Here is a 19,754-nt window from a genome sequence, read left to right on the forward strand (position 1 = left end):
ATGCACGTGACCCGACTGGAGCTGGCCGACTTCCGGTCGTACGGCTCGGTCGATATCGAGCTGGGTGCGGGGCCGGTGGCGTTCATCGGCGCCAACGGGCAGGGCAAGACCAATCTGGTCGAGGCGATCGACTACCTCGCCACGCTGGACTCGCACCGGGTGTCGTCCGACACTCCCCTCGTGCGGGCCGGCGCGGAGCGGGCGATCGTCCGGGCCCAGCTCCAGCGCGAGGACCGTTCGGCACTGCTGGAGCTGGAGATCACCCCGGGCCGGGCGAACCGCGCTCGCGTGAATGGCAACCCGCTGCCCCGCGTGCGCGACCTCGTCGGGATCGCACGAACCGTGCTGTTCTCGCCCGAGGACCTGGCGCTGGTGAAGGGCGATCCGTCCGACCGGCGGCGCTTCCTCGACCACCTCGTCGTGATGCGCACGCCCCGGTTCGCGGGCGTCAGGGCCGACTACGACCGCGTGCTCAAGCAGCGCAACACGCTGCTCAAGACCGCGGGACGGCGCAGCAACGTGGAGATCTCCACGCTGGACATCTGGGACGAGAACCTCGCGCGCACGGGCGGTCAGCTGGTCGCGGCGCGACTGGCCCTGCTCGACGCCCTCGCGCCGCACGCCACCGACGCGTACCGCGACGTCGCGGCCGGAGCCGCGGCCGAGCGCCAGGTGGTCTCCCTCGTCTACAAGCCCTCGGTCGAGGGCATCGAGGAGCTGCGCGACCCCGACGACATCGCCAAGGCCCTGCTGGACGAGATCGGCCGCCGCCGCCGCGAGGAGCTCGAGCGTGGCATCAGCCTCGTCGGCCCGCACCGCGACGACGTGCTGCTGGGGATCGGCGACCTCCCGGCGAAGGGGTACGCCAGCCACGGTGAGTCCTGGTCGCTCGCGCTGGCCCTGCGCCTCGCGGCGTTCTCCCTGCTGCGCGAGGACCCTTCGTCAGGTTCCGGACTCCGCGGCGACGACCCGATCCTGATCCTCGACGACGTGTTCGCCGAGCTCGACAGCGACCGTCGCTCGCGGTTGGCAGCCCGCGTCGCCGGCGCCGAGCAGGTGCTGGTCACGGCCGCGGTCGAGGGCGACGTCCCTCCCGAGCTCGTGGGTCAGTCGTTCGACGTGGCCGGCGCGGTGGTGACGCCGCGTGGCTGAGGACAACGAGGACGTCCTGCGCCTCGCCCGCGAGATCGCCGACGCCTACCGCAACGGCAACGCTCCGCCCGCGCGCACCCGGCGGCCGATCCGCCGCAACGGTCCCGCACGGCGTCCCGGCCGCGAGGACGCGGTCGCCCTCGGCGACGTGCTCGGCGAGATGGTGAGGAACCAGGGCTGGAACGACCGGCTCGCCGCCTCGCGCGTGTTCTCCGACTGGGCCTCGATCGTCGGTCCCGAGGTGGCGCAGCACTGCAAGGTCGACCACTTCACCGACGGGGTCGTCTACCTCGAGACCAGCTCCACGGCCTGGGCCAAGGAGCTCAAGATGCTCGCTCCACGCCTCGTGGCGAAGCTGAACGAGGAGCTCGGCGACGGCCAGGTGCTGCGGATCGACGTCCGCGGACCGCAGGCGCCCAGCTGGAAGAAGGGCCGGCGCTCCGTGAAGGGGCGCGGGCCCCGCGACACCTACGGCTGAGCCGGCCTCATGCGTCGGGGCTGATCCACGCGATGGCCGACACCACGAGCGCCGACACGAGCGCGACGGCGCCGAGCACGAGCGACGCGTCGAGGAATCCGTCCATCCCCTCCACCGGACGCACCCCGATCAGCACGATGCCCAGGAGCGAGCAGGCCGCTCCGGCCAGCGCGGTGGGCAGGACGGCACGGGTGCGGGCGCGTCGCCCTCCGTGGATAGTCACGGCGATCGCACACCACGTCAGCACCACCAACAGCGCCGCCACGACGTCGGCGGGCCGGTGCCATCCGGCCACGATCGTGGACAGGCCGGTCAGTCCGGAGGCGAAGGTGCCCAGGCCCGCGACGGGCGCCCGCGCTCCGGCTGGGACGACGATCAGCAGTGCGGCCACCACCGACACCACCACGGTCACGTGCCCGCTGGGCAGGGAGTTGTGGACGCCGTGGCCGAGGTCAGGGCGGTCGAGCAGGCCGTGCTTGAGGACCTGGGTGGTGACGTTCGACCCCACGATGACGACCGCCGCGGCGAAGACGGCGCGCCAGTGGTGCCGCCGCGCGGCCAACAGGAGGCACACCACGGCGAGGGTCGCGGCCGACCAGATCGGCACGCGTCCGAGGATCGACAGCAGGGTCAGCTCGGCCTCGCGGCCCGCCGCGACGGTAAGCATTGCCCGCTCGTCGGCGGCCTGTCCCCGCGCGGAGGACAGCGCCACGCGCACGAGCAGGACGAGCGCGGTGACGGCCGCTGCGCCGGTCGCCAGCGCCGGTCCCGACACCCGCGCGGGCAGGCGGGTCGTGGAGCTCACGCCTCCAGCCTTCCAGACCGGCGGTGACGCGAACTCGCCACACGGCGCTGGAGCGACCGAAACCGGCGCCGGACGATGGCCACCTTGGTCGACCCCCTCGTCGCGGCTCCCAGAGCCCTTCTAGCGCCGTTCAGTGGCACCTGTGGACAAAGGAAGAACGCCGCACAGGAGGTGTCGTGTCGTCAGACGCACAGAATGGGCCCGTATACTGGTTGGGTGACCCAGGCGCCCGAGACACCCAGCACGTACGACGCGAGCAACATCCAGGTCCTGGAGGGACTCGAGGCGGTCCGCAAGCGGCCCGGCATGTACATCGGCTCCACCGGCGAGCGCGGCCTGCACCACCTCGTCTACGAGGTCGTCGACAACTCGGTGGACGAGGCCCTCGCCGGCTACGCCACCAACATCCAGGTGGTGCTGCAGGCCGACGGTGGCGTCAAGGTCATCGACGACGGCCGTGGCATCCCGGTCGACGAGCACCCCGAGGAGAAGATCCCCGCGGTCACCCTGGTGCTCACCTCGCTGCACGCCGGCGGCAAGTTCGGCGGCGGCGGCTACAAGGTCTCCGGCGGTCTGCACGGCGTCGGCGTCTCGGTCGTGAACGCCCTGTCCACCAAGCTCTACGTCGAGGTCAAGCGCGACGGCTACCGCTGGACCCAGTCCTTCACCTACGGCGTGCCCGACGGGCCGCTCGTGCGCGAGGAGGAGACCGACGAGACCGGCACCACCACCACGTTCTACGCCTCGGACACGATCTTCGAGACCACGACCTACGAGTACGAGACGCTCAAGACGCGCTTCCGCGAGATGGCGTTCCTCAACAAGGGCCTCCAGCTCACCCTGCGCGACGAGCGCCACGCCGACGACACCGATCCCAACGAGGGCGTGGTCGACGACGTCGAGCGCGAGGTCACCTTCCGCTACGACAACGGCCTGGTCGACTACGTCAACCACATCAACGTCGGCAGCAAGGCCCCGATCCACCGCGAGATCATCAGCCTCGAGCGTGAGGACGAGGCGAACGGCCTGTCCCTCGAGCTCGCGATGCAGTGGAACGACAGCTTCAGCGAGTCGGTCCACACCTTCGCCAACACGATCAACACGCACGAGGGCGGTACGCACGAGGAGGGCTTCCGCGCGGCGCTGACCACCACGGTCAACCGCTTCGCCGAGGCCAACAACCTCATCAAGAAGAAGGAAGACCGCCTCACCGGCGACGACATCCGCGAGGGCCTCACCGCGATCATCTCGATCAAGCTCGAGGAGCCGCAGTTCGAGGGCCAGACCAAGACGAAGCTGGGCAACACCGAGGCCAAAGGCTTCGTCCAGCAGGTGCTGAACGACGAGCTCGGTGCCTGGCTCGAGCGCAACCCCGCCGAGGGCAAGACCATCATCCGCAAGTCGATCGACGCCGCGGCCGCTCGCGTGGCGGCCCGCAAGGCACGCGACCTGGCGCGCAACCGCAAGGGCTTCGGCTCCGGCGGCGGACTGCCGGGCAAGCTCATCGACTGCTCCAGCCGCAACCCGGAGGAGTGCGAGATCTTCGTGGTCGAGGGCAACTCGGCCGGCGGCTCGGCCCGCAACGGCCGCAACCCCGCGACGCAGGCGATCCTCCCGCTGCGCGGCAAGATCCTCAACGTCGAGAAGGCGCGGATCGACAAGATCATGCAGAACACCGAGGTCCAGGCGATCATCAGCGCGCTCGGCACCGGTGTCCACGAGGACTTCGACATCGCCAAGCTGCGCTATCACAAGATCGTCCTGATGGCCGATGCCGACGTCGACGGCCAGCACATCACCACGCTGCTGCTGACGCTGCTGTTCCGCTTCATGAAGCCGCTGATCGACGCCGGCCACGTGTATCTCGCGCAGCCGCCGCTCTACAAGATCAAGTGGACCAACCACCACCACGAGCTGGCCTACTCCGACTCCGAGCGCGACGCCGTCATGGCCGCCGGCCTCGATGCCGGCTACCGGCTGCCCAACACCGCCCCGGTCCAGCGCTACAAGGGCCTCGGCGAGATGAACGCCAGCGAGCTGTGGGAGACCACCATGGATCCTGACGGTCGCCTGCTGCGCCAGGTCACCCTGGCCGACGCGGCCGTCGCCGACGAGATCTTCACGATCCTCATGGGCGAGGACGTCGACCAGCGACGCTCGTTCATCCAGCGGAACGCCAAGGACGTCCGCTTCCTCGACATCTGACCCCACCGAACCACCCGGTGGTCGAGGCGCCCGGCTAGCCAGCGGCACGAGACCACGGAACGAAGGACACAGAAGTGACCGACACCCCGATCGAGAGCGACCGCACCGAACCGGTCGAGCTGCAGGACGAGATGCAGCGCTCGTACATCGACTACGCGATGAGCGTCATCGTGGCGCGCGCGCTGCCCGACGTGCGCGACGGCCTCAAGCCGGTGCACCGCCGCGTCCTCTACGCCATGTACGACGGCGGCTACCGCCCCGACCGCGGCTTCAACAAGTGCAGCCGCATCGTCGGTGACGTCATGGGTCAGTACCACCCCCACGGCGACTCGGCGATCTACGACACCCTGGTGCGCCTGGCGCAGCCGTGGGTGATGCGCGCGCCGATGATCAGCGGCCAGGGCAACTTCGGCTCGCCGGGCGACGATCCCGCGGCCGCCATGCGGTACACGGAGTGCAAGCTCGCGCCGATCGCGATGGAGATGGTGCGTGACATCGACGAGGAGACCGTCGACTTCAAGCCCAACTACGACGGTCGCTCGCAGGAGCCCTCGGTGCTGCCCGCGCGCATCCCGAACCTGCTGGTCAACGGCTCGGCCGGCATCGCCGTCGGCATGGCCACCAACATCCCGCCGCACAACCTGCGCGAGGTGGCCGAGGGCGTCCAGTGGGCGCTCGAGCACCCCGACGCGTCCCGTGAGGAGCTGCTCGAGGCGCTCCTGGCGCGCATCAAGGGCCCCGACTTCCCCACCGACGGCCTCATCGTCGGCACCAGCGGCATCGAGGACATGTACCGCACGGGTCGCGGCTCGGTCCCGATGCGCGCCGTGGTGAACATCGAGGAGGACACCAAGGGACGCATGCAACTCGTCGTCACCGAGCTGCCCTACCAGGTGAACCCCGACGGCCTGATGCGCAAGATCGCCGACCTGGCCCAGACCGGCCGCGTCCAGGGCATCAGCGACCTGCGTGACGAGTCCAGCGACCGCGCCGGCCGCCGCATCGTCATCGAGATCCGCCGCGACGCTGTCGCCCGCGTCGTGCTGAACAACCTCTACAAGCACACCGACCTGCAGACGAACTTCAGCGCCAACATGCTGGCGATCGTCGACGAGGTCCCGCGCACGCTGACCCTCGACGGGTTCATCTCGCACTGGATCCACCACCAGGTCGACGTCATCCGTCGTCGCACCGAGTTCCGCCTGCGCAAGGCCGAGGAGCGCGCCCACATCCTGCGCGGCCTGGTCAAGGCCCTCGACATGCTGGACGACGTCATCGCGTTGATCCGCCGCAGCCCCACGGCCGACGAGGCCAACGAGGGACTGCAGGCGCTGCTCGAGATCGATGAGCTCCAGGCACGCGCGATCCTCGACATGCAGCTGCGTCGCCTGGCCGCCCTCGAGCGCCAGAAGATCATCGACGACCTGGCCAAGATCGAGATCGAGATCGCCGAGTTCAAGGCGATCCTGGCCAGCGAGGCGCGCCAGCGCGAGATCGTCGGCGAGGAGCTGGCCGAGGTCGTCGCGAAGTACGGCGACGACCGCCGCACCAAGATCATCGCCGCCGACGGCGATCTGTCCGACGAGGACCTCATCCCCGATGAGGAGCTCGTCGTCACGATCACCAAGGGCGGCTACGCCAAGCGCACGAAGACCGAGCTCTACCGCGTGCAGGGTCGCGGCGGCAAGGGTGTCCGCGGCGCCTCGCTGCGCGGTGAGGACGTCGTCGAGCACGTGTTCTCCACGACGGCGCACCACTGGATCCTGTTCTTCACCACGGCGGGCCGGGTCTACCGCGCCAAGGCGTACCACCTGCCCGAGGGCGGCCGCGACGCGCGCGGCGGCCACGTGGCCGGACTGCTGGCGTTCCAGCCCGACGAGGAGATCGCCCAGGTGCTGGCGGTCCGCGACTACGAGCAGGCGCCCTACCTGGTGCTCGCCACGAAGCGCGGCCTGGTCAAGAAGACCCGCCTCACCGACTACAACAGCCCCCGCCAGGCCGGCGTCATCGCGATCAACTTCCGCGACGAGGACGACGAGCTGGTCGGCGCCGAGCTGGTCTCGCCCGAGGACGACATCCTGCTGATCAGCCGCAAGGCGCAGTCGATCCGCTTCCGGGCCGACGACGAGCAGCTGCGCCCGATGGGTCGCGCCACCTCCGGTGTCACGGGCATGAAGTTCCGCGGCGAGGACTCCCTGCTGTCGATGACGGTCATCAAGGCCGGCGCCGACCTGGAGGGCGAGGACGACGAGAGCCAGAAGCTCTACGTCTTCACGGTCACCGACGGCGGCTTCGCGAAGAAGACGCGCATCGACGAGTACCGCATCCAGGGTCGCGGCGGACTGGGCATCAAGGCCATGCAGATCACCGAGTCGCGCGGCGAGTTGGTGGGCGGCCTGGTGCTGCGCGACACCGACGACGTGATCAGCGTGACCGAGTCCGGACAGATCACCCGGAGCCTCGTATCCGGTGTTCCTGTGAAGGGCCGTGGCACGATGGGTGTGAGTTTCGTGAAGTTCAAGGGCAACGACCGCGTGGTCACCATCGCCCGGAACACCGAGGTCGCAGTAGTGGCGGCACCGGAGTCCACGGACGAAACCGAGCAGTCGGAAGCGAGCGGGGACGACAGTGAGTGAGCAGAAGCCGGACAACGGTCAGCAGAACGGCGTGCCTGCGAAGAACGCCAAGGCCAACGGGACGACCCCGTCGGTCACGGCACGCCGCCCGCTGACGAAGGCGGAGTACGCCCGTACGACGAAGGCGACCCCGGACACCACCGCGGTCATCCCGGCGGTGCGTGACGACCAGCCCGCTCCGCCCAAGCCCGCGGCCCCGCCCGTGGACGACCGGCCCACGCAGACGTTGAAGGCCGTCCCGGCCGAGGCGCCCGCACCTTCGAAGAAGCCGGCTGGTCAGCCGCAGCAGAAGGCGCCCGAGCGCCCGGCGCCGGCGAAGAAGGACGCGCCGGCTGCCGTCCCTAAGAAGGCTCCGGGTCAGGGCGGTGCCGCTGCCGGCGTCGCCGGCGCGGGTGTTGCTGGTGCCACGGCGGCTGGCGCGACGGCTGCGGCCGCTGCGCCTGCGGCTGCACCGGCGGCGGCTCCGGCCGCCCCCGCCCCGGCTGCCCCGAAGCCCGAGCAGAAGGCTGCCCCGGAGCCGACGATGGCCCCGGCGCCCAAGCCCGAGTCGAAGAAGGCCGAGCCCAAGAAGCCGGAGCCGAAGAAGCCTGCGAAGTCCGTGCAGACCACCACGGCGCCCGCTGCCGACTCCGGTCGGTCGGCACGCCTGAAGCTGAGCCACGTCGAGCCGTGGAGCGTCACGAAGATGTCGTTCGTCGTCTCGGTCGCGCTCATGGTGGTCAGCGTCGTCGCGGTCACCGTGTTCTGGCTCGTCATGCAGATCACCGGCGTGTGGGGCGCCCTCAACGACAGCGTCTCCAACGTGCTCGCCGACGACGCCTCCGGCTTCGACATCACCGAGTACCTGGGCTTCGGCCGCGTCGTGGGCCTGACCCTGCTGGTGTCGGCCCTGAATGTCATCTTCATGACCGCCCTGGCCACCATCGCCGCCCACCTGTACAACCTGGCGGCCGGCATCCTCGGTGGCATCGAGCTGACCTTCGGCGAGCGCAAGTAGTCCGCAGACCCCAGCGCCTCTCCCCGCGAGTGGCGCGAATCGGCCCGCCACTCGTCGAGTGGCGGGCCTTTCTGCGCCACTCGTGGCGGGTGATGGGTCCCTCACGGACCCGATTGGAACTCCGGTGGGACCCTGAGGTAATCTCTTCTATTGCTGCCCGGGGCCTATAGCTCAGCTCGGTTAGAGCGCTTCCCTGATAAGGAAGAGGTCGATGGTTCAAGTCCATCTAGGCCCACCGAAGGAGGAATCGACGTGAAGAAGATCCTCACCCTGGCACTCGCGGTCGGCGGAGCCGTCTGGTTCGCGAACCGCCGCAAGTCCGCAGCTCAGCCCGATGCCTGGGCTCAGCACAGCGATCCGGTCTGACGCTCTCCCACCACGGGGCCTTGGCGCAATTGGTAGCGCACCTGCTTTGCAAGCAGGGGGTTAGGGGTTCGAGTCCCCTAGGCTCCACCACGAGAAACGCCAGTTCAGCCTGCGGCTTTCTGTCCTTCTCTGGCCGCTCAGCCTGCTAGCCGCAGATCCGCTGTTTGGGACCGGTGGGGGAATCGGGTAGAGCACAGTGTGCTGCCTGCCCGTTGGATCCCACACCAACCGAGTCCCCGCCGTGGCGCAACCCGTTCTTACATCTCTGCATTTTGTCGGTGCGCCGATCTAGCGTCGGCCATCTGCGCCTGCTTTGGCAGCGCACACCGGTATCGGGCAGGGGACGGGAAACGCCATGCAAGAAGACGAACGGAAAGCTGAAAGCTCAGCTAAGCTACTAGGCATGAGCTCGGCACCGTTCACGTTTGTTGACTTGTTCGCAGGCGTCGGTGGGTTTCACGCCGCGCTCGGGGCCCTGGGCGGGGAGTGTGTATATGCCGTCGAGAAGGACCCAGAAGCCGCGGCCGTCTACGAGCGGAACTGGGGCGCCAAAGCCTACGGCGACATCGTCGATGACACCGAAACGCGGATGCGAGTGCCCGCGCACGACGTCCTGACCGCAGGCTTCCCTTGCCAGCCCTTCTCTAAGTCGGGTTTCCAGCGGGGTATGGACGAGGCGCGTGGAACGCTGTTCTGGAACATCCTCCGGATCTTGGAGGTGCGACGACCGACGGTGGTCCTCCTGGAAAACGTCCGCAACATCTACGGACCCCGCCACAAGCACGAGTGGGATGTGATCGTCCGCTCGCTTCGCGAACTCGGCTACCAGGTCTCGTCCCGCCCCATCGTCTTCTCTCCGCACGTGCTTCCGCCCGAGCGCGGCGGGCGTCCGCAGGTCCGTGAGCGTGTGTTCATCGCGGCTACGCATGTCGGCTCGCAGGATTCACACGTAGACGTCGAGCCTTCTGTGCCGCGCCAGCCAGTCGACGGTTGGTCACCCAAGAGTTGGGAACTTCATTCGGATCTTCCCGTACAGCCGGACAAGGAATTGGGGAACCGGCTCCGACTGAACCTGACCTCGGCCGAGAAAATGTGGGTCGAGGCATGGAACGACTTCGTGATCTCCCTTCGTCGGGGAGGTGTGTCGAAGCTTCCAGGGTTCCCCATCTGGGTTGACGCGTTCGTTCACATGGACGACTTGGTAGTCCCCGACGACACCCCGCACTGGAAGGCCACCTTCCTTCGGAAGAATGCGGAGCTCTACACCAATCACCAAGACCTGATCGAGGCCTGGCTGGAGCGCTGGGGCTACCTCCGGGACTTCCCCGCGTCGAGGCGCAAGTTTGAATGGCAGGCTCAGGACGCCGAGTCGCTCTTGGACACCGTGATGCATCTCCGACCATCTGGCCTTCGCGTCAAGAAGGCAACCTATGTACCCGCACTAGTCGCAATCAGGCAGACGAGCATTCTGGGCCATCTTCAGCGACGAATCTCGCCACGGGAAGCTGCTCGACTACAGGGCCTTCCTGAGTGGTTCGACTTCGGTGACCAGCCCGAATCTGCGACATACAAACAACTGGGAAACGGCGTGAACGTCGGCGCCGCTTACCACGTCTTCCGCGAGCACGTTCTCAAGACCAGTCCAAGCGTCCGGCGGCGTGCACCCGGCCTCGCCGACGCCGTTGAGGCGAGCGCACCGAGCCCAGACGCTGCCTTAGAACGCTATTGGGACCGCGAGCGGCCAGTGATTCAGCGAGTCCGCCGGACGAGCGGAACCAACACCAGGGCGGTGGGCTAGCCTCAACGAGTGGCCGAGCGCCGCAGCGTTACTGCCGCCCCCCGGCCGCACGTGTGCTTACCTGAACCTGTCGGGAGGGTCGGCGGAATTAACGATCTAGGTGATGAGCGTGATGCGTGGTGGAGTACTCGAGCGCGAGGTCGAAGGCGGCCGCGACAGCGCGGATGTATGCATTAGGTGGAGTTCCCTCTGAGCCGCTCGGGGCCGGCAGCAAGGAGAAGCGATCGGCGCTAGACTCTCTCGGCCGATTCCTCGGCCTAGAGGAACTGGTTCCGGGCAAGGTAGAGGCAGGGCGAGCTATTGCGGGGCGACTCGGAGTCTCATGGGACGAGTCCTGCTTTTCTCTGGGAGACACCATTACGCTCGTCGGCTTGAATCGGCTCGTTGACGCCGCCGTTCTCGAGTACGTGAACTCTCCTCGCAACGAGTCGCCGCTAGATTTCCTCACGCGCGTAGTGAGCGCAAACCTTCCGGATCAACAAGAACGTGGCGAGAACGCCCCGCGAGAACAGGAGTCGACAGTGCCAGAGGACCTCAGCGAGATCGAGGAGAACGTCGCCGAGCTGATCGCGCAGCTTGCCGACACGGCACAGACTCCTATCGGGGTCGATGCTTCGCCCACGGCGATTAAGGCCGAGTCTGTCCGGATCGGTGACGGCAGTTGGCGCGAGCGATTGGTCGATGTAAAGGGGTGGCTCCGCCTTCCGAGTGACCTCGACGTTTCGGGTCCCGACGCGTTCGACACGAGCCTTGTTGCCGCACTTGGACTGGAGGCCGGGGCAGGCGAGTACACGATGTTTGTGGGGCTTGCGGAGCTCCTTGAGCGGGCGACGACGATGCGCGACGAGTTCGTAGCCCGTATGAGCGAGACGAGCGAGGGTGCCGAGACGCTCACGACGGCCACCCAGGCCTGGGTCACCGCGTGGGAAGAGGCGGAGGTCGAAGATGAAGAGGAAGCTGAGTCGGAGGGTGTTCCGATCAACGCGGACGCCGACACTTGGCCGATCTCAGACTTCGTCCAGCACGCCGAGGACAATGAGCTCAACCTAAGCCCCTCGTATCAACGCGCTGACGTGTGGCCGACCGGCGACGCACAGTTGCTGATCGAGTCGATCCTCCGCGGCATTCCCCTCCCATCTGTGATCATCCTGCAGGGCGATGACGGCATGACGACCAACTACGAAGTCGTGGACGGCAAGCAGCGCCTGACATCCATTCTCAGGTTCATCGGGGCACACCCGCGAGCGACGGCGCTCGTGGCCGAAAAGGCGGCGCTTTGGAGTGAGCCCGACGCCGAGACGCTCTTCCGTGCCGACTACCCGAAGTTCAAAAGGCTCTGGAACACCAAGGAGAGCGAGAAACTAACGGCCCAGGTCGAGCGGAGACTCTACTTCCCGTTCGCCCTCCGCCGACCCAAGCGCGGTCCACTAGGACCGCAGGGGAGCCTGGCCCACCTGAAAGGGAAGTACTACTCGGAGATCCGCGAGGAGACCATCCAGGTCCAAGGTCTTCCGAAGAAGATCAAGTCGGTATTCGAGCAGACCTCGGCATACAAGATCCCGGTGATCACCTACAAGAAGGTGACTCCGGCGCAGGTCCACGAGGTGTTCAGCCTGTACAACAAGCAGGGTAAGCACCTCAACGCGGAAGAGATCCGGAACGCGCTCTATCACGAGCTGGACCTGATGAAGGCTCTCCTTGTAACCGCGGGCGACGCCGAGGACGTCGAGGCTGTGGCGCCCTTCCTCGTCGAGGTCTGGGATGATCTGAGCTCCACGTCGAAGACGCTCGACGGATACGGATTCGATCGAGTCGGATACAAGCGCACCAAGATCCTCTCGTGGACGGCCGCGACTCTTCTCCTCGATGACGAGACTCAGGGACGCTCAACCGCCAGCCACATCAATGCCCTCCTCAAGCGGGTGCAGGAGACCCATGGCGACCGTCTCCGGAGCGCCGAACGAGTCAGGGTCGCGATGACCATGCTCGACCACGGCGTGGACGCCCACGCGATCGTCGAGGCGAACGGCGGTTGGGCGCCCACCTTCAAGAACGCCCAAGGCAAGGGCAAGTGGCAGGAACTGCAACTCGTCGCTGGCGTGATCGGGATGTCAGCGGCGAGCCTCGTGCTCGGTGACGACCTGCGCGCCCTCTCCGACGACGCAACGCCCGCGATCCTGGAGTCGTCGAGCAGTTGGAAGCGACCGACGAGCGCACAGTCGAAGGACCAGTGGGAGTTCATTGCCAGGGTGGTCAAGGGGCTGCTGGACGTGCTTGACGTCGACCCCGCCGCCGCGGACGACTTGATCAAGCAGCAGTTCGGAGAGTCCGGGCTGGCGGCGCTGTTGAGCGCATGAGCAACAACGCGCCGCATGGAATGGTGCGGATCTTCCGTCCAACAGGATCGGTCTCGGAGCCGTCTTGGTGGGAGACCTATGCGACTCACCTGGGGGGAATCAACGCAACCAGCCGCGGAGTCATCGAAGAGGACGCGGAGTTCATCGTCGATCGAGGCGTCTTCGGGGTCGGTGATCCGGCAGACGGCCAGTGGCCCTCGTCCCGTGAGCGCAGCGGTCTCGTCATGGGGGCTGTGCAGTCGGGTAAGACCGCGTCGATGATGGCCGTCACAGCTAAAGCACTGGATCGTGGCGTCGATGCGGTGGTCATCCTCGCCGGCACCCGGACCGCCTTGTGGAAGCAGACTCACGAGCGCGCAACCGACCAGTTGGCGTTCGCGACCAACGCCCACAAGCGCCGGCTTCTCGTACCACGAACCATCCCAGCCGACCCGCCTGATGTCGACATCGACCTTCTCTACCAGATTGGCGCGCCAGCGGCGCTGACCCTGGCTTTGAAGCAGAACAAGCCGATCCTCGCCATCGTCATGAAGAACTGGGCGCACCTGCAACGGCTCGCTAAGGTCATGCGAGACGTCTACGCTGGCGCCTCCGCACGCGACAAGCCATTTCACGTGCTTGTCATCGATGACGAGGCCGATGACTCTTCAGTCGTGGACGCGAGCGCTGAGGCTGCTTCGCCCACGGCCGAGCCGAAACAGGTGCCACGCAGAATCGTCGACATCTGGGAGGACCGAGCCCATCCAGGCGAGACGGTGAACAGCAACGTCTTCGCCACGTACCTGGCGTACACAGCGACTCCTCATGCCAACTTCCTCCAGGACGACCAGAATCCCCTCGCCCCGCGAGACTTCGTGGCGAGCCTCAGGACCGCTGGTGCAGAGGGGATCCCAGAGATTCGCACACCGACATATCGGGTGCCGGAGGGCATCAAAGACTGGTACACCGGCGGCGACACCTACTACAAGACCTTGAGCTCTGTGCCGTTGTGCATTCCGACCGACCAGATCGCTCCTAATGAACAGGTCCCGGAGGCAGTTCGAGCGTTCCTCGTTGCCTCTGCCGTCCGTTTGATGCGAGTGCCCAACCGACTCGGGCCTCGCGACGCCAAGGAAGCAACTTTCGTGTCGTTGGAGGATGCCAAACAGCAGTTGCCCGCAGTGGCATCAATGTTGATCCACCCGTCGTCGGGCATGGACGACCATTTCCGGGTCGCTCAGGAATTGCTCCGTTGGTCCGCAGGCGCGGTCGAGGATGCGGATGGCGACGATGTCGACACTCGGATCGACAGGCAGCTTGGCTCTGCCGGCATTGAGCAGGACATGGCTGCACAGCCTGAGCGGTGGCTGCACTGGCTCGGGGAGTATTCGAAGGCCGCGACAGCCGTTGTCGCCATGCCGGGGGCGGGTGATCGGCCCGTTCCTCAACTCGACGAGTGGCGCTCCGTTCAAAGCCTGATACTCAGCCAAATCCTTCCGGCGACATCGGTGCGTGTGATCAACAGCCACGAAGACGCAGACGACCGACCGCAGTACTCGCCGTCGCATGAGGTAGACGAGACCTGGCGTGCACCTCAGAACCTGTCGACAATCTTCATCTCGGGCAACGTGATGTCGCGGGGCCTCACGCTCGAGGGCCTGACCACCACGTTGTTCACCCGTCGAGCCGGCATCCCGTTTGCGGACACGCAGATGCAGATGCAGAGGTGGTTCGGTTACCGCGGCAGTTACATCGACCTGTGCCGCGTGTTCATGCCGCAGGACGTGCTCGGCAACTTCGTCAGTTACCACGAGGACGATGAGGCGCTCAGACTCGATGTCCTCGCTCGGATGGAGTCCAACAACGCCCTCCCAGACATCAGCGTCCTACAGGGACGGACCTACCTCGCCACGGGGAAGATCGCGAACCTCCGGGGTCAGCCGCTCTTTCCTGGCCCGAAGCCATTCATCACTCACATGAATGCACCTGGCCACGACGATGCGAACGCGCGTCTTGTCGCCGAGCTGTTCGCGGTCGATCCGATTAACGTCGGAAGCGGCGCGCGCCCTCGCGGGCTCATGCGCGGGACGCCAATGTCGCTGCTTGAGGCCGCAGACGTGCTCGACGAGTTGTGTTATGCCGACCACGGGCCTGGCAGAGACGGGCCCGAGGGTGAACGATGGCGTTCGGCCGAGAACTACGCCCAACTTGGAGCCGATCCGGTCGTGCCCTTGTTTCGGGCTCCCTCTGTACAGGAGGGCCGCGACCTTGGTGCAAAGTCTCCGTACTGGGTCGCCGCTTACCTCCGGTTCTGGCATGCGTGCTTGATAAGGCGCGTGCCCTCCGTCGTGACGACCGACGAGCCGCCGACGCGGTGGGACCTGGTGGATCTGAGAACCAAACGTTCCGAGCAGCCGAAGTTCTGGGTGGGCCTCCGTTTCGGCGATGGGAGCATCGTGACAGACGGTCCCCTCGCGGCGCTCGCCGGTCCTGTGCGTGCCATGAAGCGCCAGGTTGCTGGCAACGAGCTCCGGGCGACGTGGGGATCACGAGGTCGCGGCGAGGACGGCGAGATCCGTGGCGATGACCAGTTCGACTATCGGGCACGTCATCGAGCAGCGAACATCACGCCGAGCGGCGACCGGAAGGCAGGTGAAGACGGCTTGATCCTGTTCCACCCGATCGAGCGCTCTGACGGTTCTGTCACTACAGCCGTCGGGTTGAGCATCCCGCTGGGTGGGCCCGATCAGATGCGAGCGATGACGAGGAACTCCAGTGACTGATACAGACCAGACAACGTACGAGCAACTCAAGTCGTACGTCGCGAGCCTGGATCCCGCATCGTCGTCGACCGAGCGTTCCATCGGATTTGCCGACGGAGCCCACTCGGTCGCATTGTCGCGCGACGAGGCCGGTCGAGTCGAGGTCTTCCTCGTGGGTGGCCGGCTTGCGGCATCCCAGTCCGTGGTCGACCGTGCGATGGACTACCGCGAGGACTGGCAGTCGTCGAACGAGGGTTCGATCTGCGCGAACCAGATCGTTCTTCCGGGAGATACCTACTTCGACAGCGCGGCCGCGCTCATCTGCGTCGAGCTCATCCAGGCGGGGTTCGACGACGACCCGCACGGGGCGTTTGCACAGGTCGAGCCACTGATCGCGAAGTTCATCCACGGGAGCGAGCAGATTGGTGACCAGGTGCTCGTGGGCCTCTATGGAGAGCTCGTTCTCCTCGACGAGCTCACGGTCAGGGCCCAACCCGCAGCCGTCGACGACCTCGTCGGATCCTGGTTCGGCTGGCGGCCGTCGTCGCGCGACTTCCAGTTCGGCGCGGTCGGCGTCGAGGTCAAGACGACGTCGGGATCCACGTCCACACACCACATCCAGGGCTTCCAACAGGTCGAGGTCGGGCACCCGGTCATTGACGTTTCCGAGACGCACCTGTATCTGCTGAGTCTGGGGGTGGTCGCTGTCCCCAGCGGTCAGTGTGCAGGCGAAGCAGTCCCGTCGCTCGTGGAGCGGATCCTTCAGAGAATCACGAACACCTCTGCGCAAGATGACTTTCTTGATCGAGTACAGCAGTACGGCGGCGACGCCGGTCTCGGCTACAAGCATGCACGCGACAGGAACAAGTCACGCTTCCAGAAGCGGTTCTCACCGACGTTCGAGCGGCTCTACGACCTGGCGGATGACGGCCTTCACATCCTCCAGCGCTCAGACGTCTCGGGGTTCTCGCACATCGATGTGGACTCGATCGAGTTCAAGGTTGCCCTGCCGTACCCGTTCAGGGGGGTGGTCAATCCCGTCTCCGGACTCCCGACGATCGTCGACTTGCTCCTTGATCCGCCGACCTCTTCTGAGTCCGCTCCGCCCACGGCTTGAGTGCGCGAGCATCTCTCGTGGCATCTCAACCGTGGAGCGACGAGAAGATCAAGACGACCGTCGACGTCTAACTTCCGGATGCCGACCCTCAAGCTTGCGGACAAGAACTACCCAAGTCTGAGTCCCGGCGGGACGTCGAGCGAGAGGTGGAGCGGTCGACTTCCGCTAGCGACTACGAGTTCAACACTGTTTCTGCGGTCCTCGAGGCGTCTAACGATCTAGGTCGCGCGTATCGCCTGCTTCGCTTGTCCGCGACGGCAAAACGAGACACCGGGTACGACACGACGCTTGGACCGTGGGCGCGAAATGCGCAACTCCTGCCGGACTCGTATCGCGGCCTACCCGCGCTCGGGTCCAACGGATAGGTCGTAGACCGTCGCAGCCACGGCTGAGGCGACTTCGGCCGGGTCCTCGTGTTCCCAGAACCGGAGGACAGTCCACCCTGCGGCCCGCAGTCGCTCGGTGGTGTCAGCATCGCGGGCGACGTTCCGAGCGAGCTTCTCAGACCAGTAGGTCGCGTTCGACTGTGCGATCGTCTTATGCTCCGGGCAGGCGTGCCAGTAGCAGCCGTCGATGAATACAGCGATGCGCTGCTTGGTGAACACGATGTCGGCGGTGCGGCGCAGCGCGGGCTCGGGGCGATGATTGACCCGGTAGCGGAGCCCTGCAGCGTGAAGGAGGCGGCGGATTGCAATCTCTGGCGCGGTGTCGCGAGACCTGTTCGCTCGCATGACGTTGCGAGACGCCGCACTGCTCGCCCAGCTCTCGTATGTCGGCACACTTTCATCATGTCCGCGCGAGTCCGGGACCGCATGTGCGAATCAGGGCAGCGATCCGGTCTGACGCTCTCCCACCACGGGGCCTTGGCGCAATTGGTAGCGCACCTGCTTTGCAAGCAGGGGGTTAGGGGTTCGAGTCCCCTAGGCTCCACCACATGACCGCAACCCTCGCCAGAGCGTGCCGGTGAGCCAGCCGGACGATCGCCGCATGGGAGTGGCGCTGGGATGCTTCTGTGTTCATCTGGCCTGTGGGGCCGGCCTGTTGGTCTTCAATCCGGAGCCGGTGGGGTGGGTCGTCGTCGGGTGCGTTGCGGCGATCGCCAGCTTCGTCGGCGTCGTCCTCGTCCGGGCCCCCTTCGCGAAGTTCCTCTTCGCGGCGACCCTGCCCTTCGCGGTCCACCTGGTGCTGGTCTGGGTCGAGGCTCTCCAAGGGGCTCTCACGGACTTCTACGGGCTGTACTTCTTCTACGACGTGCTTCCTCTGATCTTCTTCTCCGCTCTCGCGGTGGTGGCGGCCTTCCTGACGCCCACGTCGTTCGACAGCCCCTACACCTAGATCCACGTCCTTGAGCTCCGTCCCGGCGCGTCATCGGCGGGCCGCGCCGCCCTGTCCGGGAGGCTGGTGCGATGACCCCCGGCATCGACACCCCTGACCATCGCGGCCGCATGGGCCTGCACCTGACCGGTCGCGACCTGACCCGCAACCCCGACGTCGTCGTGCGCGACGTGGAGGTGCTGTCGAACGACTGGTACGTCCTGCGCGCGACGACGTTCGACCGACGCGGGTCCGACGACGTCTGGCGCACCGAGCGGCGCGAGACCTATGACCGCGGCGACGGCGCGACGATCCTGCTCTACGACGCGGACCGCAGGACGGTGCTGCTGACGCGGCAGTTCCGCTTCCCGGTCTACGTCAACGGCCACCCTGACGGGATGCTCCTTGAAACCGCCGCCGGCTTGCTGGACGAGGACGACCCCGTCGCGGCGATCCGCCGCGAGACCGTCGAGGAGACGGGCGTCGAGATCGGTCCGGTCCAGCACGTCTTCGACGTGTTCATGAGCCCCGGTTCCGTGACCGAGCGCGTGCACTTCTTCGCGGCCCCGTATCGCTCGGAGGACATCGAGGGCACGCAGCACGGCGTCGCGGCCGAGGGCGAGGACATCGAGATCGTGGAGCTGGACATCGACCGGGCCCGCGCGGCCATCGGCACCGAGATCGTGGACGCCAAGGCGATCATGCTCCTGCAATGGGCGCTGCTGGACGGCCCTTTCGCCTGATTCTCCGACGAGCGGAGGGGCCCGGACTGCGGTACCAAGGAGGGAGGGCCCGGTGCGCCAGCGTCGACCGACGCAGCCGGACCCGCGGAGGTGAACCTGATGGACAACGTCGACCCCTGGGTCTGGATCCTGATCGCGGTTGTGGCGCTGCTGCTCGTGGCCGCTCTCGTCTGGGCCCTCACGAAGGGAAACAAGGCCAAGGAGGAGAAGCGGCTCGAGAAGGAGCGCGAGCAGCGCGTCGAAGCCGCCCGTCTGCGCGACGAGGCCCGCGAGGCCTCGGTCTCTGCCAACCAGACCGCCGCCGGTGCCGCGGCGGCCCGTGCCGACGCCGACCAGGCGCGACTCGACGCCGAGCGACTCGAGCGTCAGGCCGAGGAGCTCCAACAGGAGGCCGCGGAGACCAAGCAGCACGTCGACCACCGGATGGCCAAGGCCGACGAGATCGACCCCGACGTCACCGACGGTCAGCGCAACGACCGCACGGACGCCCAGCGTGACGACCTCACCGACGGTCGCCACGACGACGTGGCCGCGGCCCGGCAGGACCCGGTGTCGCAGGATCGGCCCGTCTTCACCGGCAAGCACGGTGGCGACCCGGACTCCGACGTGCGGGACCCCGCGCTGACGGACGCTCCGCCCGAGGATCCCGACACCCGTCGCGTCTGACCGCAGCGCGGACGGCGGGTTCGTCCCCAGGTGTGGGTAGACCTGTGGATGAAATAACAGCGATGTAATTCCTACCGTTGCAGGCAGTCCTGGGCAGGCCCGGGTTCCACGTCCGGAACCCGGGCCTGCTCGCTCTCCAATGTCACGCACGACGACGGAGGCGAGCACCATGGCCAGGGACGACAGGTCGACCCCATGATCGCGCTGGCGCTCGCCTTCCTGTGCGGCATGGCGTTCACTGTGTCCGTCGCCGTGATGCTGGCGACCGGCATGGTGAGTCGGGCGATGGCCTCGTTCTCGCTGGCCGAGGAGGACGCCGGGCTCGACGAGTTCGCCCACCTGCGCTGACGCGGCGTTGTCCCCAGCTGTGCACAGCCAT

At 66.7% G+C, this 19,754-nt stretch carries 15 protein-coding genes and 3 tRNA genes; 16 read left to right on the plus strand and 2 right to left on the minus strand.

The features are described 5' to 3' along the window. Together recF and B2363_RS12995 are read left to right on the plus strand one after the other, a co-directional pair. Positions 1–1,152: a DNA replication/repair protein RecF gene (gene recF / locus B2363_RS12990; RefSeq protein WP_286930706.1), complete on the plus strand. Its 1,152-nt coding sequence runs from the start codon at positions 1–3 to the stop codon at positions 1,150–1,152. After that, positions 1,145–1,630 carry a DUF721 domain-containing protein gene (locus B2363_RS12995; protein ID WP_286930707.1) on the plus strand — a complete coding sequence of 162 codons (486 nt, stop codon included), beginning with the start codon at positions 1,145–1,147 and terminating at the stop codon, positions 1,628–1,630. Before recF ends, B2363_RS12995 begins: the two co-directional genes overlap by 8 nt. A gap of 7 nt (positions 1,631–1,637) precedes the next feature. Here the strand turns inward: B2363_RS12995 and B2363_RS13000 are convergent, their stop codons facing one another. Beyond that, entirely contained in the window at positions 1,638–2,435 is a 798-nt protein-coding gene (locus tag B2363_RS13000) for a phosphatase PAP2 family protein (protein ID WP_286930709.1), read from the minus strand. Positions 2,436–2,651: 216 nt separating this feature from the next. Here B2363_RS13000 and gyrB point away from each other — a divergent pair, with 216 nt between their 5' ends. From gyrB to B2363_RS13045, 9 genes are all read left to right on the plus strand, one after another. Further along, positions 2,652–4,640, plus strand: coding sequence for a DNA topoisomerase (ATP-hydrolyzing) subunit B (gyrB, locus tag B2363_RS13005; RefSeq protein WP_286930710.1), 1,989 nt, complete (start codon positions 2,652–2,654; stop codon positions 4,638–4,640). Between the two features lie 74 nt (positions 4,641–4,714). Beyond that, on the plus strand, positions 4,715–7,276 hold the full coding sequence (gene gyrA / locus B2363_RS13010) for a DNA gyrase subunit A (RefSeq protein ID WP_286930712.1): 2,562 nt from the start codon (positions 4,715–4,717) through the stop codon (positions 7,274–7,276). Further along, entirely contained in the window at positions 7,269–8,273 is a 1,005-nt protein-coding gene (locus B2363_RS13015; protein ID WP_286930713.1) for a DUF3566 domain-containing protein, read from the plus strand. The genes gyrA and B2363_RS13015 overlap by 8 nt, the downstream gene beginning before the upstream one ends. Positions 8,274–8,433: 160 nt before the next feature. Further along, positions 8,434–8,508, plus strand: a tRNA-Ile gene (locus tag B2363_RS13020). A gap of 145 nt (positions 8,509–8,653) precedes the next feature. Next, positions 8,654–8,729, plus strand: a tRNA-Ala gene (locus tag B2363_RS13025). Between the two features lie 313 nt (positions 8,730–9,042). After that, positions 9,043–10,437: a DNA cytosine methyltransferase gene (locus B2363_RS13030; protein ID WP_286930714.1), complete on the plus strand. Its 1,395-nt coding sequence runs from the start codon at positions 9,043–9,045 to the stop codon at positions 10,435–10,437. Between the two features lie 116 nt (positions 10,438–10,553). Then, positions 10,554–12,794: a DUF262 domain-containing protein gene (locus tag B2363_RS13035; protein ID WP_286930715.1), complete on the plus strand. Its 2,241-nt coding sequence runs from the start codon at positions 10,554–10,556 to the stop codon at positions 12,792–12,794. Then, positions 12,791–15,556 (plus strand): Z1 domain-containing protein, encoded by a 2,766-nt coding sequence (locus B2363_RS13040; RefSeq protein ID WP_286930716.1) that lies wholly within the window; start codon positions 12,791–12,793, stop codon positions 15,554–15,556. Before B2363_RS13035 ends, B2363_RS13040 begins: the two co-directional genes overlap by 4 nt. Then, a complete protein-coding gene (locus tag B2363_RS13045) occupies positions 15,549–16,652 on the plus strand; it encodes a PD-(D/E)XK motif protein (protein ID WP_286930718.1) in 1,104 nt (367 codons plus the stop codon). Before B2363_RS13040 ends, B2363_RS13045 begins: the two co-directional genes overlap by 8 nt. A gap of 338 nt (positions 16,653–16,990) precedes the next feature. Here B2363_RS13045 and B2363_RS13050 read toward each other — a convergent pair whose 3' ends face one another. Beyond that, positions 16,991–17,431: a very short patch repair endonuclease gene (locus B2363_RS13050; RefSeq protein ID WP_286930719.1), complete on the minus strand. Its 441-nt coding sequence runs from the start codon at positions 17,429–17,431 to the stop codon at positions 16,991–16,993. A 78-nt stretch (positions 17,432–17,509) separates the two neighbouring features. On the opposite strand from B2363_RS13050, the gene B2363_RS13055 reads away from it, so the two are divergent. The 5 genes from B2363_RS13055 to B2363_RS13075 all read left to right on the plus strand — a co-directional run bounded on the left by B2363_RS13055 (position 17,510) and on the right by B2363_RS13075 (position 19,723). Then, a tRNA-Ala gene (locus B2363_RS13055) sits at positions 17,510–17,585 on the plus strand. A gap of 54 nt (positions 17,586–17,639) precedes the next feature. After that, complete coding sequence (locus tag B2363_RS13060) at positions 17,640–17,987, plus strand: hypothetical protein (protein WP_286930721.1); 348 nt, start codon at positions 17,640–17,642, stop codon at positions 17,985–17,987. A gap of 71 nt (positions 17,988–18,058) precedes the next feature. Then, a complete protein-coding gene (locus B2363_RS13065) occupies positions 18,059–18,709 on the plus strand; it encodes an NUDIX domain-containing protein (protein WP_286930723.1) in 651 nt (216 codons plus the stop codon). Positions 18,710–18,808: 99 nt separating this feature from the next. Beyond that, the gene (locus B2363_RS13070) at positions 18,809–19,375 is read left to right on the plus strand and encodes a hypothetical protein (protein ID WP_286930725.1); all 567 of its coding nucleotides are present in this window, start codon (positions 18,809–18,811) and stop codon (positions 19,373–19,375) included. 195 nt (positions 19,376–19,570) lie between these two features. After that, on the plus strand, positions 19,571–19,723 hold the full coding sequence (locus B2363_RS13075; protein WP_286930726.1) for a hypothetical protein: 153 nt from the start codon (positions 19,571–19,573) through the stop codon (positions 19,721–19,723). Positions 19,724–19,754: the final 31 nt, after the last annotated feature.

It is taken from the genome of Aeromicrobium sp. UBA7512 (genome assembly GCF_002476985.1).
Classification (GTDB): Bacteria; Actinomycetota; Actinomycetes; order Propionibacteriales; family Nocardioidaceae; genus Aeromicrobium; species Aeromicrobium phoceense.